This is a genomic window from Helicobacter sp. (assembly GCF_017502485.1).
Lineage (GTDB): Bacteria > Campylobacterota > Campylobacteria > Campylobacterales > Helicobacteraceae > Helicobacter_B.
Genome location: NZ_JAFVUX010000014.1, coordinates 1 through 15,889, shown reverse-complemented (window position 1 = coordinate 15,889; position 15,889 = coordinate 1). Strand labels below are relative to the sequence as shown.

Below are 15,889 nucleotides of genomic sequence, written 5' to 3'. Positions count from 1 at the left end.
GGAGTTGGCAAACTCTAGGGAAGTTTTAAGCATTTTTCTAATCTCTTCTCCTAGAGTATTAGTTACTACTTCTACTCTACCACTAGCATTACTTATTTCTGTGGTGAAGTCTAGGCGGGTATAAGAGTCAAAGACGCGGTTTAGCTCTCCAAGATCTCTGCCTATTGCTGAAGCAAGAAGCTCTAAGAGATCATTGACGGAATCTTTCAACGCGTTTAGCTGTGGATTTGAGCCCTTTAAGTTGATACGCTTAATCGCCTTGCCCTCTTCCTTAGTGAAGTTGATCACTTCTAATGCTTCTTTGACTAAGGATGAGTCTTGTTCAAGGTGTGCGCGAGATTTATCAACATTATCATTAATCATTTGCCCAATTTTACCTAGCTCATCTGCGGCTTTGATTTGGATATGGTGGACTTCATTACTCTCGTGATTAACAAACCTAAAAAACTGATCTAGTGTCTTTAAGATAATGGGCAAGCGTGATGAGAGAATCCTATTAACCAAGAGATACACGGTCGCTATGACGATTAGTAGAGTTACTAGAGAAACTATAGTTATGATTCCTTGTAGCTTACGCAAAGGCTCTAACACACCAGCTTTTGGAGCTGCGACAAAGATAGAGTAGCTAGCACCATCGCTTGTGGAAAAGGATGACACACTTGCATAGCTCTCTACCCCTCCACTTGTTACATAATGCTCTAAAAGCCCTGTCCCACCAGATTCTACGATCTTAACTATCTCTTGTGTAACCGGGTGATTATTGACATCAGTGAGCTTTTTCAAAGCTAAGTTTGGAGAGCTATGCACGGCAATCGTGCTATCTTGTGCGATAAACGCTTTTGTCTCTTCTTGCCAAATTTTATCCTGTGGGTTTAGCATAAAGCGTTCAATATCCGTCAAGTCAATCACAAAGCCCATAACCCCGACAAACTGCCTTTGGCTATCAAACAATGGCACAGCGATATTCATACCAATGAACTCGCTTCCATCCAGAGTCAGCCTAGCAGGGCGACCAAAAGACGCGCGATCCCCGTATTTGGCTGTTTTTAAGATTTTTTGCACGATTGGAAATTGGATGACAGAATCCATCCCTTGCATAACTTCAATTGCACCATTTGTATTTTTGGAATAGAGCAAGATAACATTGCCTTTCTCTGTTGTGTAGGCTTTGTTTCTAGTGGAGAAGCTTGTGGGAGTGTCAAACAAATAGATAAAGCCATAGCGTGCAAACCCACCTACTTCTAAAGAAGCTTTCAGTGATGATTCAAACACATATGCAGTGGCTGGGTTTTGGAGTGAGCTTACGGCAAGTAGGTTGTTTAAAGTTTTTGAGCTAGATTCTAGCACGGAAGATGTCTTGTCCAACGCATCACCGATATAAACCGCGTATTTTTCACTCACATTTTTCACAATGTCTTCTGCATTATGCCGCATATTATCACTTGTGTAACTTGTGATAATAGCAGCCAGCGCTACGATCCCTACAATCACCACACTAGAGACAAAGATGATAAACTTCGCCCCAATACTAAACTTATTTAAAAAGCCCATACTAAAAACTCCTTGATTTAATGTTATACCGACAAAATAACGAGGGCGGAATTTTAGCAACGATAGCTAAATATTTACTTAAAGTGAATTGTTAATCTCTTGCAAGTGTGCGTGGGTAGATTGGCATCAAATGCGCACAATACTCCCAGCCCCTTTTGGTCAAGCCTATGCGTAGCGTAGTGAGAGAGAATAGCTCTGGGCTATCCCAGCTTAAATCCAACGGCTTATTTGGTGCACTAGATTCTAGCTCTAGGGAGTTGGCAAGACCGCTAGAATCCCCCTTGAAATACGCGCGCAGTGGCAAAAACAACGCGTCAAAAAGATAATGCCACGCACTAGATTTATGCGGGAAGCTTTGCGCTAGGCTTTGGCGCGGAGCTTGGGTGCTTAGATTTGTATGCAGACAATCATCAAGCCAGAAATCCACTAGCCCATCACAAAAGGCATTTTCCAATATGCCTAAGGCTTCATCAAGCAAGCCACTTTGCACCGATATAGAATCACAAGGTAGCCACACCCACGCAAGTAAAATAGATGTGTGATATAGGGAAGGCTGTGTGGCTTGTGGGCTAGAATCTATAATGCTAGATTTATAGCTAGAATCTAGCTTATGTGTAAAGCGCGTAAGACTTGCAAAGAGCTTTTGCTCGATAGTATGCAAAGCTTGCAAAGGACTTTGGCTAGCTGGATTCTGTGGGCTTTGGTGTAAGGGTGTGTAGATATAATCAGCTATGCACGCGCCTTTTTCTCTAGCCTTTTGGCTAGAATCTATCTCATTAACATACGCACGCAAGACACATAAAACACTAGGGTGGATATGGAGAGTAAGCTCCATAATGCTTAAGATTTGGGAGAAGTCTTGAAGTTTAGTGGCATCTTTTTGCGTGGTGAGCAAAGAAGTGGGCGCATAGGACTCTAAGATAGCGCAAATCTCCTTATGGCTAAAGTGATGATGATCGGGGAAAAATCTGCTTCCAATAATCCTAGACCCATCTGCGCTATGTGCGCTAGATCCTAGACTAGAATCCGCTAGAATAGGGGGGAGAAATGCTAGCAGTCGCGTGGGGTTGGCTATGGCACTTATGAGAAACATCTTGGGGCTTGGGTTTGTGAGTCGCACTTCTCTAGTGAAGTCGCGGTTTTCACGCACGATTTTAGCACTCGGCGAGTCAGCTAGCTTACGGTATAGTGAGTAGGACTCTCTATAAAGACCACTTGGTAGAAAATAGGGATAAAACGGCTCTAAATCTTGGCGTAAGATCACATCAAACTTTTTAAAGCAAAAGCGCAGCCCATCATCAAGTAGCACAAGCTTCGCGCCTTGGGCTTTAGCTTCTTCTATGGCTTTAGCGCGGTTTTTACACACAAGCACACTAACGCTCTGCCCTGCTAGCGCAGTGGCGATGAGATAAGGCTCATCGCCACTTGCAGCAACACCTGCAAGCACGACACCCTGCTTGCTTACCCATACAAGCCCTCTACTCTGCCGCTTATAGCCTCTTGAGACAATGGTGATATGCTCATACCCAAAGGCGCATAAATGTTTGCAAAGTGCTATGGTAAAGGGTGTTTTCCCACTACCCCCGGCGATAAGATTACCCACTGATATGATTGGCACTCCAAAATCCCTGCCTTGCTTGCCATATAAGATTCTAGGTGCTAGTCTTTTAAGCGTAGCAATCAGCCCATAGAGTGCGCTAAAAGGCAGTAGCAAAAGGCTTATGATTTTATGCCCTAGATGTGGTGCGTAGTGATAGCAATGTAAATCCACTCATACACCTTATAATTATGTATATGCGCAAAGATCGCGCAAAAGCTTGGACTTTGGTAGAAATATAGTAGGCATTTCACGCTTAAACTGGTTGCGCGCTATGCGGGAGAATACCATAGATACGAGCTTTTTATCAAAATTTTTATAATGCTTTTTATGTAAGGCTTTGGGGTGGATTAGGTAGTGGGCAAGCTGATGTCTTGTCTCTTGGTACTTAGCAGACTTTTTCACTATGGCTAGAAGCAGGCTATCAATACTCGCATAGCTAAATCCCAGCTCGCTTTCATCGCTTTGATTGGGGTAGAGATCGGCACTTGGGGGCTTTATGATGATGGATTCTGGGATTTGCAAATATTTAGCTAGAGTAAAAATCTGTGTTTTAAACAGCGCGCCTATGGGGTTGATCGCACACGCCAAATCACCAAAAATCGTGCCATAGCCTAGTAGAAGTTCAGATTGATTACTTGTGCCTACGACAATGCCTTTATGCATACTTGAGTAGTGATAGAGTAGTGCCATTCTCACTCTAGCACAGAAATTACCCACTTCAAGTGCGCTAGAATCTACAAATTGCGCACTAAATAAGCTATCGTATTGGGCTATAGGATGTTGGATAAAGGGCAGGGAAAACCTCTCCACAAGGGCTTTAACATCAACAAATGAACTTTTGCTTGTCTTAGAACTTGGGAGAAAGACACAAAGCAAGCGATCTTTGTTGCTATTAATATTTTTGGCAGAGTCTTGCAAGGCAATTTGGCAGAGTCTTGCCACCACAGCAGAATCTAACCCGCCACTAAGTCCAACAATAAGTCTCTGCGCGTGCTTTTCTCGCATTTGCTTGATGATAAATTTTGTCGCGTGCTTTAGATAGGTTTCATAAATGGGGATAGTCGCAGACTTGGGCATAGGCTCTCCTAAAGTAGATTCTAGGTAGAATCTGTATTTTAGCTATGGGTATCTTGCATAAGCTAAAGAGGTCTTTGCTATAATACCCTGAACTCACTTAAATGACGCTAGGTTTCAGCTATCTCGATCTTAGTTAGCGTTGTTTATTAAGCCCAATTGTGTAAGGAGCTATTTATGGAGCAGCAAGCAAGCCAACCCCGGTTAGACAACACACCAAAAAATGATACCATTGACGCAAATAAATCAAGCACACTAAAATCTACTAGATTCAACACGGGCTTTTTTAATTCTGCTAAAGATAAATTTATAGGAGAGAGTGCGCGCTATATCACTGCTGCACTTCTCATAGTTGGCATTGGAGTTTTGTTTATCTGGAACAATGCTATTGCAATTTGGGTAGTGCTTGGCGTGGCGTTTATGCTAGGCTTTAGAGAATCTCTCATTCTATATAGAATCAACACAAATCTCTGGCTCTATGTCCTTGCTCTTGGAGTTTGGATTCTAGCATTTTTCAGCACACGCCCTATAGAGGCTACCTTTATAGCTTGTGTGATTCTAGCAAGTGTGGTGGCATATAAACAAAAACTTAGTTCAAAATCTATCCTGCCATTTCTCTACCCAACCTTGCCGTTTTTAGCACTTTATAGTATCTATGTGGATTTTGGTGTGTTGCGCATAGTATGGCTGATTTTGATTGTAGCACTCTGTGATATAGGGGCGTATTTTGGAGGTAGAATCTTTGGAAAAACATCCTTTAGCCCAACAAGCCCTAAAAAAACTCTAGAAGGCGTGATCATCGGGCTAGCGGTGGCGGTTATCGTAGGTAGTGTCGCTGGAATCTTCATGCTTAATACCCACTTTTTGTTTTCCATTATTCTAAGCTTGATAGTCGCGGCGTTTGGGGTATTTGGAGATTTATATGAGAGCTATCTTAAGCGCAAAGCGGAAGTGAAAGATTCTGGCTCTATCTTGCCCGGACACGGCGGGATTTTAGATCGGTTTGATGCGGTGCTTTTTGGGGCTGTGGGTATGCACTTTTTCTTAATGTTTTTTGATGAATTTGCCTGCACTAGATGCTCGATTTTAGGTGCGAGCTTACTGTGATTATCCTAGGTAGTACTGGCTCTATTGGCGTAGCTGCATTAGAGATCGCTAGCTTATTTTCTCACAAGATAGAAGCACTTGCTGCTGGGCGTAATATTTCTCTACTTAATCGGCAGATTCTAGCTTATCGTCCAAAGTTCGTCGCTATCGCTGATGAGCGCGATTTAAAGCATTTAGAAGCGCGGGGGGCTAGGGTGTTTGTAGGGGAGAATGGTATTTGTGAAATGCTAGAAGTAGCGCGCTCTGCACTAGTGGTAAATGCTATTGTGGGCTTTGCTGGGCTTAAACCCTCACTTCATACACAATATTGCAAAAAAACTCTAGCCCTTGCTAATAAAGAATCTCTTGTAGCAGGTGGCTGGCTTCTTAATACAAAAGCGATCGTGCCTATTGATAGCGAGCATTTTGGCTTATGGTATTTGCGTACAAATCGCGCGATAAAGCGACTTGTTATCACTGCTAGTGGAGGAGCATTCCGCGATACTCCTATCCATACCATCAAAGATCAGACAAAAGCTACTGCACTGCGCCATCCAAATTGGCAAATGGGTCAAAAAATCACTATAGATTCTGCAAGTATGATGAATAAGATTTTTGAGATTTTAGAGGCTTATTGGCTCTTTGGTTGCAAAGATATTGAAGCACTTATAGAGCGTAGTTCAAGCGTACATGCACTTATAGAGTTCGTTGATGGGAGCACGACTGCGCACTTTGCTCTGCCAGATATGCGCCTGCCTATTGCCTATGCTATCAATCCCAAAAAAGCTTCTGTAACAAGCATTGTTCCTTCTATGGATTTATCGCAGATTCTAGCTATCGCATTTGATCCTATTGATATTAATCGCTATCCGCTCTATGAGCTTAAGAATACACTGCTAGAGAATCCAAAGCTTGGCGTGGTTATTAATGCTTGTAATGAGCAAGCTATCTCACATTTTCTACAAGATAAGATTAAGTTTGGCGCGATTTATAAGCTTGTCAAAAATGCGCTTGAATTTTTTACAATAAAGCTCCCTGAGCTAGAATCTTACACTGCTATTGCCACCCTTGATAAAGAAGTGCGCCAATGGTGTGATGAAGCGATGAGAGACTACGCGCTAAGTTTGTAACCCACTCAACAACACCTACACCACCCTAAAATCGTAGAAGTAAAAAATTCCTTTACCAATACTAAAAAATAAAGGGAGATTTAAGTTGTTTTATATCAAACTTGCACGCAATGCAAGATTCTAGTAAGGCTTGGTCTAGATATTGCTTTAAGTTCCCTAATGCTTCCTTGAAAGGAGAGAATATGTCAAATATGGTCGCCCCTAGTCAAACTCCTGTTTGGGTCAATGAAACACGCTGTAAAGCTTGCGATATTTGTGTATCGCGATGTCCAGCTGGCGTGCTTGGTATGCGCCTAGACCCGCACAAGGTGCTTGGCAAAGTGATTGAAGTGGCACACCCTGAGAGCTGTATAGGTTGCCAAGAGTGTGAGCTACACTGCCCAGATTTTGCGATCTATGTCGCAGATAGGAAGGAATTTAAGTTTGCTAAGATTACGCCTGAAGCGCAAGAGAGAGCGCAAAAGGTGCGCGATAACAACTATATGTTAGATACCAATACACAAAGGAAGTAAGTATGCGAGAAGTAATTTCTGGTGGCAATGAGCTTGTAGCAAAAGCAGCAATCGATGCGGGCTGTCGGTTTTATGGTGGCTATCCTATCACGCCATCTTCTGATATTATGCACGAGATGAGTGTGTTACTCCCTAAGCACAATGGACACTTTATCCAAATGGAAGATGAAATTAGCGGGATTTGCGCGGCGCTTGGTGCAGCAATGAGCGGAGTAAAGTCTATGACAGGTAGCTCTGGTCCTGGGATCTCACTAAAGGTTGAGCAAATAGGACTTGGCTTTATGGCGGAAGTCCCCTTGGTAATCGCTGATGTTATGCGCTCTGGTCCATCTACTGGTATGCCCACGCGCGTGGCACAAGGTGATGTTGGGTTTTTGAAGCATCCTACACACGGGGACTTTAAGTCTGTCGCCATTGCTCCGGGGAATCTTGAAGAGTCCTATACGCAAACAATCCGCGCTTTTAATCTAGCTGAAGAGCTAATGACTCCGGTATTTTTGCTAATGGATGAGACAATTGGACATATGTATGGCAAGACTTATATCCCAGATATAGAAGAAGTACAAAAGAGCGTTATCAATCGTCGCACTTTTACAGGCGATCCTAAAAACTACCAACCTTATGATGTTAAGCCAGATGAGGGTGCGATTTTGAATCCATTTTTCCAAGGCTATCGCTACCATATTACAGGGCTTCATCACGGACCACTTGGATTCCCCACAGAAGATGCGAAAATGGGACAGGCTTTGATCGATCGCTTGTTTAATAAGATAGAATCTAAAGAGTCCTACATCTGCCAAAATGAAGAGCTTGATTTAGAGGGTGCAGAAATCGCTATTATCGCTTATGGCTCTACAGCCTTATCAGTCAAGGAAGCGATGATTGAGCTAAAGAAAATGGGCAAAAAAGTAGGTTTGTTCCGTCCTATCACACTTTGGCCAAGTCCTAAAACAAGACTTAAGCAACTTGGCGAGATCTACAAAAAGATTCTTGTAATCGAGCTTAATAAAGGACAGTATTTAGAAGAAATTGAGCGCGTGCTTGAGCGCAAAGTGGAGTTTATGGGGCAAGCAAATGGGCGTAGCATATCACCTGCACAAATTATAGATAGAATCAAGGAGATGTAAGATGGCTTTTAATTATGATGAATATTTACGCGTGGATAAAATGCCTACACTTTGGTGTTGGGGCTGTGGTGATGGAGTTATCTTAAAATCGATTATCCGCACTATTGATGCGCTTGGCTGGAAAATGGATGATGTATGTTTAGTAAGTGGGATTGGGTGTAGCGGGCGTATGAGCTCGTATGTGAATTGCAACACTGTACATACAACTCACGGCAGAGCTCTTGCATATGCCACGGGCATTAAGCTTGCCAACCCCAAAAAGCATGTTATTGTTGTAAGTGGCGATGGTGATGCACTAGCCATCGGTGGAAATCACACGATCCACGCTAGCAGGCGCAACATTGACTTAAACTATATCCTTGTTAATAACTTTATCTATGGGCTTACAAACTCTCAAACTTCTCCTACGACCCCACAAGGTATGTGGACTGTAACAGCGCAGTTTGGCAATATTGAAAATAGCTTTGACCCCTGTAAGCTAGTCGATGCTGCTGGTGCGACATTTGTCGCTAGAGAATCTGTTCTTGATCCTAAAAAGATTGAGAAAGTGCTCTATGAAGGCTTTAAACACGAAGGGTTTAGTTTCTTTGATATACATAGCAACTGCCACATCAATCTTGGACGCAAAAATAAAATGGGCGAAGCAGTACAGACACTTAAATGGATAGAGTCTCGCACAATTAGCAAGCGCAAATACGATGAATTAAGTGAAGAAGAAAGAGTGGGCAAGTTTCCAACAGGAATCTTAAAGCACGATACAAGTAAAATTGAGTATTGTCGTGCGTATGATGGGGTGATTGAAAAAGCACAAAAAAGGGGACATTAATATGGAAGCCGAACTTCGATTTACAGGTGTGGGTGGGCAAGGTGTCTTGCTTGCAGGGGAGATTCTAGCGGAATCTAGAATCCGTGCGGGTGGCTATGGTATCCAAGCTTCTACTTACACATCTCAGGTGCGTGGTGGTCCTACAAAAGTAGATATTTTGCTAGATTCTAAGGAGATTCTCTACCCGTATGCTAATGAGGGGCATATTGACTTTATGCTCTCTACTGCGCAAGTGAGCTACGACCAGTTTAAAAATGGCGTGAAAGAGGGTGGAGTCATCGTTGTTGAGCCAAATCTTGTCATACCAAGTGATGATGATAGAAAACGCTTTAAAATTTATGAAATACCTATTATTACCATCGCTAAAGAAGAGGTGGGCAATGTTGTCACCCAATCAGTCGTAGCACTTGGTGTAACAGTCGCTTTTACACAATGTGTCGATAGAAATCTAGTCTATGAAACGATGATTTCAAAAGTGCCAGCAAAAGTCATAGAGCTAAATAAAAAGGCATTTGAGCTAGGTGAAAAATATGCAAATAGTGCTATGGCATAGCCTATATGCCCTTTATCCGTGAAAAGCATTTTATAACTACTCCTATAAAATCAGCGCAGTTTCTCGTTAAAGTTTTGGGATTCTCCCCCAAACTTGCACAAAAGACTATCGATAAAGCTAGATTCCGTCTCCCCAACAACATCCCTATCCACAAATCCCAGCTCATAAGTGGCGAAGTGTGGCTAACACGCTTTGTGGATCACTATTATCCACCTAGTGAGTTACTTACCCCATTTTTTTCTACAAAATCTTTTGCTGCGTTTGATAAGCCAAGCAAGCTTCTTACTCACCCCAAAGGCACTTTTACCCATAAAAGTCTTGTAGATTCTATCCGATTATACTATGGGCAAAATGCTCAGCCCATTCATCGGCTTGATTATGAGACAAGTGGCATAATCCTTGTAGCTAAGACCAAACAGAGCGAAAAAGACCTAAAACACCTTGTAGCCACCCACAAAGTGCAGAAGCTCTATCTGGCTAAAATCCAAGGCATATTGCACAATGAAATCCTAGTCAATGCCCCAATCCATACACCACATAAGCACGCAAGGGGACATCTCTCTATCCGCTCCCGTATTAGCGATCAAGGGAAAGATTCTAGCACACTTCTCACACCCATATATATTGACACTAAGCACAACTGCACCTATATCCACGCCAAGCCCATTACAGGTAGGACCCATCAAATCCGCTTGCATTGCGCCCATATAGGACACCCCATTTGTGGAGATATGCTCTATGGCACAAGTGATGAGATAGCTGACGCATATCTTGGTGCTTTAAAAGAACAATTTCTCCTAGAATCTAACACAAAACAAATCAAAGACTCTAGCAATTTAGTGGCGCAGACCTTGTGTCTGCACGCCCTTAGTGTGCACTTTAGCTTGCAGAGCATTTCCTACGCACTATTCACACCCATGCCAATATGGTGGTACCCTACCGCTATATAGCTATTTGATAAAATGTAAAGCTCTATCATAATCCTAATCTTGTCCATTATATATTCTAGATCACTTGCTTCATCAATAAGATGGTGTTATAGATTCTACCTAAACAAAGCCATCTTAAGCGTACTATGCGTATGCTTCACGCGCCCTGAGATGATTTCTGGCACATTACCATAGATAGAAATCATCTCTTGATTGCTTAGCTAATATGCCCATAGTCAGCACCTTTAAGAATATCAAGAGACTTTTTTACTGCATACACCAAGCGTGCTAGCATTTTTATAATTGTTAAAAGCAAACACTTTTTAAGGATAAACCCTTATGAGAGTGTGGCGATGCAACATCATCAAATACAAGCACATTCCTATTCTTAGCAAAAGTGCGTAGGGACAGAATACTTCTTCCCATACGCAGAAATAAACTCTCGAGTTTCTAGGAGGGTTAATAGAGAGCGTGAAAGTGTATTTTAGCAACGAATGAAAACTCATAGTAAAAATATCAAGCCGCTCTTCAAGAAAGTGGCAAACACAATTAGCCGCTTATGTGAAAGTTGGCAGTACTATGCTATCTTTTCTTTTTATCGTGCTTTTTTTCATTAAACCAGCCTCTAATCTTTTCAAACGCTTCTTGAAATATGTTTTCATACGGCTTGCTATGTACACCAAAACTATCATCTAGCTTTTGAACTAGCTCTTTTTGCTCGGTATTAAGTGATTTTGGATAAGTGATAGAAATTTGTGCGATTAAGCGTCCTTTAGCTTTTGTATTAACATCAGCCACACCCTCTCCGTTGAACACAAAATGCTCCTTGTCTTTTGTATTTGGCGGAAGATTTAGCTCAATAGGCTCGCCACTAAGTGAAGGGATATTGATTTTAGCCCCCAGTAGAATCTGCGTAAAAAACACAGGTACTTCAATGTAAATATCATTGCCATTGCGGATAAAATGTACATCATCTTGAACATATAGCACAAGATACAAATCCCCTCTGCTCCCGTTTTTACCTTGATTGCCCTTGCCGCTTATGCGCAGACGCATTTCATTATCCACACCCGCTGGGACAGAGACTTCTACCTCCTCGCTTGCAGTAGTGAAACCCTCTCCCTTACAGGCTTGACAGGGCTTCGTGATGATACTGCCAGATCCGTGACAACGCGGACAAGTCTGCCCAAATGCCATAAACCCTTGCTGGACAAACACCTGCCCCTTGCCGCGACAATCTGGGCAGGTGGCCGAGCTTTTATCTGCGCTACCGCTACCATCACACTCCTTACACGAAGTTTTGTAAGCAATAGTAATGGACTTTTTACACCCAAATATCGCCTCCTTAAAGCTAAGGTCAAGTCGCATTAGAAAATCAAGTTCATATTTCTCCTGTGGTCTAGAGCCCCTTCTGCCGCCAAAGCCAAATGCCTGTCCAAACAAATCCTCAAAGATTGAGCCAAACCCAGAAAAATCCCCACTAAAGCCCATACCCTGACGCTCTAGTCCATCTTTACCATAGCGGTCATAGATTTGACGCTTTTCATCATTGCTTAAAATCTCATACGCTTCATTGATTTGCTTAAATCTCTCTTCTGCGCCTTTGTCATCGGGGTTTCTATCGGGGTGGTATTTAAGCGCGAGCTTACGATAAGCTTTTTTGATAACTTCTTTGTCGCTTGTGCGCTCGATTTCTAAAATTTCATAATAGTCAAACTGCTCCATATATACTCCTAGCTAAAATAATACATTTACACCTAGATTCCCACTATACAAATAAGCGGTACTCGTGTAGATTCCGTGTGCTTTAAAGGCTATTGTGCAAGAATGCCCAGCTCGCCACTCTAGCCCTAAAGACAGCAAGCCATAGCTATGATACTTTCTATCAGATAAGGCGATGATAAGCTCGCCATTTGGATCAATGACCAAAGGGCGAGCGAAGCTATCAACTCCAATCACTCCCACATCTTGACGAAAAGATGGTGAAATTGAGGCGATAAACTGACTCCCTATAAACTGCTTAAACAATATACCAAGATCAATATTTGTCCGTAGCATATAAGATGATATTACTGCACCTTGTGTATTGATAGGGAAAAGTGCGTGCAAATTGTAGCGAATATAAGGTTCTATGAAGCTTCCAGCGCCATTTAGAGCAAACACATATCCATAAGATAATATAGCATTGCTCGAACTAGCAAACGCCCAATCACCCCAAGACATTCGCAAATGCTCCGCATTTAAAGCCTTTGAAGCTTGAAAACTCTGTGCTACAAATACCTGAATGCGATGTGCTTGTAGCAACACATCGCTAAATACCCCTAAGGTTAGCATTTGCGTGTGCGCAGGACTTAGAAAAGGTGCTTGCCCATAGACATAGCCTATAAATGCCCCGAGTGGATAGCGATCGATAATGCCGTCATACAAAATTGCTCCACCAGCATAGCGCGAAAGATTTGTCCCCACTTTACTCTCGCCATAGACTCCCATCGCTCTAATCTCGTGCTGCTTGTCAAAGCGAGTAGTATAGCGATGAGTGAAAAATGAGTGCTGATCTAAATTAGATTCTAGCGACTCTGACGCAAATATGGGCAATGTAGAATCTTGCTTGGCAAATACCGGATTTTGTGGGCTACTTGGGTTTAGCTCTTGTGCATAAGCCAGATTAGCACATACGCACAATAGGCAAATGTAAGCAAGAAATCTCAAACACGATCTATAGCAAAGCCACATAAATAATCCTTAAAAATATGGATCTAAAACTTTAGATAAAGCTAATAAAAGTCGCGATTATAAAAAAAATGTGTTGTAAAAGGGCTTAATTTGCTAAAATTCCCAGCCAATAAGTTTTTCAAGGATTTGTATGAAAAATAGCGTGAAAGATTTTAGTCTATGGTGCGATTTTATTGAGCGTGGATTCTTGCAGCACAACTTTGCCACACATTTGCAAGAAGCACATTTTGTCGGTGCTACGAGTAATCCAAGCATTTTTGCCAACGCAATTTTACACTCTAATGCCTATAAAGCCCAGCTAGAACAACTGCAGTCTGCGCCTAATCTCTTGCCAAAAGACATCTATGAATCCCTAGCCATCGAAGATATAAAGCTTGCCGCACAAGCACTTTTAGGGCTCTATGAAGCCGATAGGGATTATGGCTATATTAGCATCGAAATCGACCCCACTTTGAGTGATGATGCAAAAGCAAGCATAGAAGAAGGAAGGCGACTTTATGAGAGCATAGGATATGAGAATGTAATGATCAAAGTTCCTGCCACACAAGCAGGCTATGAAGTGATGGGCACTCTTTTTAAAGACGGGATTAATGTAAATGCCACTTTGGTATTTTCAGAAAAGCAAGCCGCACAATGTGCGAGAATCCTTGATAAAAATTCCAAGACAAATGCCCGCGCTGTGATTAGTATTTTTGTCTCACGATTCGACTCTCATATCCCCCCAGCAGAGCCACTGCAACCACGATTGGGTATATTAAATGCAATGGTATGCTATGGAGCGATAAATGAGCTTGGCAACTCAAGGATTCGCCCACTTTTTGCCTCAACAGGAGCTAAAATCCAAGGGTTAAATCCAGACTACTATATCACTAATCTTATCGCTCCACATAGTGTGAATACCGCTCCTTTAGCGACCATTGAAGCATTTTTACAATCGCCAAAAGAGCGCGTGATCCCCTGGCTTGACAAAAAAGAAGCCCTGCGTGCCATTAGTGAGCTTGATTTAGGCAAACATTCACTAGAATTCCTGCAAAGCACACTGCTAGCAGAAGGACTAGAAGCATTTAAGCAGTCTTTTAGCGCGATGCTTGCGAGCCTTGCATAACGCCAAGGTGCTCGCATATTCGTAAGTAAATCTTACACAATCATTACATAATTGCCAAATAATCTTTTCATTACTTTTATAAAATCGCCAATTGTATGTTAGAATCTAAAGTCATAGAAAATAAGGAGAAAGAAACGATGTTTAACAAGCTAAGTCTAGGAAGCAAGATTGTTGTTTCAGTGGGTTTAATTTTGCTATTGTGTATGGGGATTTTTTGTGTTATTTCGGTAAGTATTTCGCAAAATATCCAAACTAGCGATGCTGATAAACTTACACTGAATGCGGCAAAGCGGACAGGAAATGCAATAGAGGGGTATATTAATGAAAGCTTTGTAGCCTTGAATTATTCGCAAGGAAACCTTACGCAATACATCAATAGTGGGAATCTAAGGGAATATGTAAGTAAAAATATTTTAATAGCACTTTTAGATTCTAATCAATGGATAGATTATGGCTATATTTACCTTAAAGATTCTGCATTGATACCTGATGTGGGAAGTGATTATAGACTGAATGATGGTGGAGTAATGATACTTGCACACGATAAGAATCCAAAAGAGACTGGTGGTGCAGTGATTTTACCTGCTGATGCGTCATTATTAAAAGATGATGGTTTGCAAAAAGCACTAAGTAGCGGGAAACCTAGTGTTGGCAATCCTGTGCAACACACATTTGGAGATAAGCAAGTAAGACACTCAACACTTAACTATCCCATTAAAGATGATAGGGGGAATGTTGTGGGTGTTGTTGGAAGCACACTTCATCTTGGTTTAATTGGAGAATCTCTTTTTTCAGAGCGTAGGAGTATTTTTAAGAATGATTATCGTGTGCTTGCAACAAGTGAAGGATTGCTTGTGCTTCACCCAAATGGTGAGCTATTAGGCAAGAATCTTACTGATGCAAGCAAAGATAATCCAGGTTTGCAAGCTTTGATTAATGCACTCAAATCCCACGAATCTGGTGTATATAGAGTGAGAAATGTGAGGGGTGAGAATAGTATTATGGGATTAGCTTCATTTGAAGTGGGGCGAGGCAATACGGGACAATGGTGGGGAGTGATTACCGTTGCACCAAATTCTTCTGTGTATGAGTCTGTGGATTTTATAAGGAATGTGAATATCATAGGCGTTATGGCGTGTATTGTTACGATAGCGTTATTTGTATTTATGTATGTGAGAATGACAATAGTAGCTCGCATTCATCGTATCTCCCACACTCTCTTTGAATTTTTTAAATACCTTAATCATCAAAGACAAGATACCCCTCATCCTTTAAGGATTGTAGCTCAAGATGAATTAGGTGAAATGGGTAGCAAGATAAATGAAAGCATAGAAAAAACTAAATTAGGCTTAGAATCCGACAAAGCTCTCGTAGCACAATCTCTTCAAGCTATAGATAGAGCAAAGCAGGGATATGCTGATAGCCTTATAGAATCTAAAGGTAATAATCCACAATTAAATGAATTAAGAGATTCCGTCAATCAACTGCTTCAGCTCTTAATGACGGAAGTAGGCAAGAATCTCAATGAAATCAACCGCGTCTTTGACTCTTATACCCGCCTAGACTTCACCACAGAAATAAGTAATGCTAGTGGTAGAGTAGAAGTAGTAACTAATACTCTAGGAGAAGAGATTAGAAAAATGCTTAAAACTTCCCTAGAGTT

At 41.8% G+C, this 15,889-nt stretch carries 14 protein-coding genes; 9 read left to right on the top strand and 5 right to left on the bottom strand.

What is annotated here, in order from left to right:
* The 3 genes from IKB69_RS02950 to nadE all read right to left on the bottom strand — a co-directional run.
* The coding region (locus IKB69_RS02950; protein WP_290945937.1) for a methyl-accepting chemotaxis protein at positions 1 to 1,551 on the bottom strand (1,551 nt) is incomplete at its 3' end.
* A gap of 91 nt (positions 1,552 to 1,642) precedes the next feature.
* The gene (locus tag IKB69_RS02945; RefSeq protein WP_290945935.1) at positions 1,643 to 3,322 is read right to left on the bottom strand and encodes a tetraacyldisaccharide 4'-kinase; all 1,680 of its coding nucleotides are present in this window, start codon (positions 3,320 to 3,322) and stop codon (positions 1,643 to 1,645) included.
* A gap of 15 nt (positions 3,323 to 3,337) precedes the next feature.
* On the bottom strand, positions 3,338 to 4,228 hold the full coding sequence (gene nadE, locus IKB69_RS02940) for an NAD(+) synthase (protein WP_290945933.1): 891 nt from the start codon (positions 4,226 to 4,228) through the stop codon (positions 3,338 to 3,340).
* Between the two features lie 174 nt (positions 4,229 to 4,402).
* On the opposite strand from nadE, the gene IKB69_RS02935 reads away from it, so the two are divergent.
* From IKB69_RS02935 to IKB69_RS02905, 7 genes are all read left to right on the top strand, one after another.
* Positions 4,403 to 5,332 (top strand): phosphatidate cytidylyltransferase, encoded by a 930-nt coding sequence (locus IKB69_RS02935; protein ID WP_290945931.1) that lies wholly within the window; start codon positions 4,403 to 4,405, stop codon positions 5,330 to 5,332.
* Entirely contained in the window at positions 5,329 to 6,441 is a 1,113-nt protein-coding gene (gene dxr / locus IKB69_RS02930; RefSeq protein WP_290945929.1) for a 1-deoxy-D-xylulose-5-phosphate reductoisomerase, read from the top strand. The genes IKB69_RS02935 and dxr overlap by 4 nt, the downstream gene beginning before the upstream one ends.
* Positions 6,442 to 6,623: 182 nt before the next feature.
* Complete coding sequence (locus IKB69_RS02925; protein WP_290945927.1) at positions 6,624 to 6,953, top strand: 4Fe-4S binding protein; 330 nt, start codon at positions 6,624 to 6,626, stop codon at positions 6,951 to 6,953.
* A 2-nt stretch (positions 6,954 to 6,955) separates the two neighbouring features.
* Positions 6,956 to 8,080, top strand: coding sequence for a 2-oxoglutarate synthase subunit alpha (locus tag IKB69_RS02920; RefSeq protein WP_290945925.1), 1,125 nt, complete (start codon positions 6,956 to 6,958; stop codon positions 8,078 to 8,080).
* A 1-nt stretch (position 8,081) separates the two neighbouring features.
* Positions 8,082 to 8,906 carry a 2-oxoglutarate ferredoxin oxidoreductase subunit beta gene (locus IKB69_RS02915; protein WP_290945923.1) on the top strand — a complete coding sequence of 275 codons (825 nt, stop codon included), beginning with the start codon at positions 8,082 to 8,084 and terminating at the stop codon, positions 8,904 to 8,906.
* A gap of 1 nt (position 8,907) precedes the next feature.
* The gene (locus IKB69_RS02910) at positions 8,908 to 9,459 is read left to right on the top strand and encodes a 2-oxoacid:acceptor oxidoreductase family protein (protein ID WP_290945921.1); all 552 of its coding nucleotides are present in this window, start codon (positions 8,908 to 8,910) and stop codon (positions 9,457 to 9,459) included.
* A gap of 5 nt (positions 9,460 to 9,464) precedes the next feature.
* Positions 9,465 to 10,409, top strand: coding sequence for an RluA family pseudouridine synthase (locus IKB69_RS02905; protein WP_290945919.1), 945 nt, complete (start codon positions 9,465 to 9,467; stop codon positions 10,407 to 10,409).
* Between the two features lie 561 nt (positions 10,410 to 10,970).
* Here IKB69_RS02905 and dnaJ read toward each other — a convergent pair.
* Positions 10,971 to 12,113, bottom strand: coding sequence for a molecular chaperone DnaJ (gene dnaJ / locus IKB69_RS02900; RefSeq protein ID WP_290945917.1), 1,143 nt, complete (start codon positions 12,111 to 12,113; stop codon positions 10,971 to 10,973).
* A gap of 12 nt (positions 12,114 to 12,125) precedes the next feature.
* Positions 12,126 to 13,121, bottom strand: a complete 996-nt coding sequence (locus tag IKB69_RS02895; RefSeq protein WP_290945915.1) for a hypothetical protein — start codon at positions 13,119 to 13,121, stop codon at positions 12,126 to 12,128.
* A 130-nt stretch (positions 13,122 to 13,251) separates the two neighbouring features.
* Here IKB69_RS02895 and IKB69_RS02890 point away from each other — a divergent pair, with 130 nt between their 5' ends.
* Entirely contained in the window at positions 13,252 to 14,226 is a 975-nt protein-coding gene (locus IKB69_RS02890) for a transaldolase (protein WP_290945913.1), read from the top strand.
* A 137-nt stretch (positions 14,227 to 14,363) separates the two neighbouring features.
* Positions 14,364 to 15,889: methyl-accepting chemotaxis protein (locus IKB69_RS02885; protein WP_290945910.1), on the top strand; the 1,526-nt coding region annotated here is incomplete at its 3' end.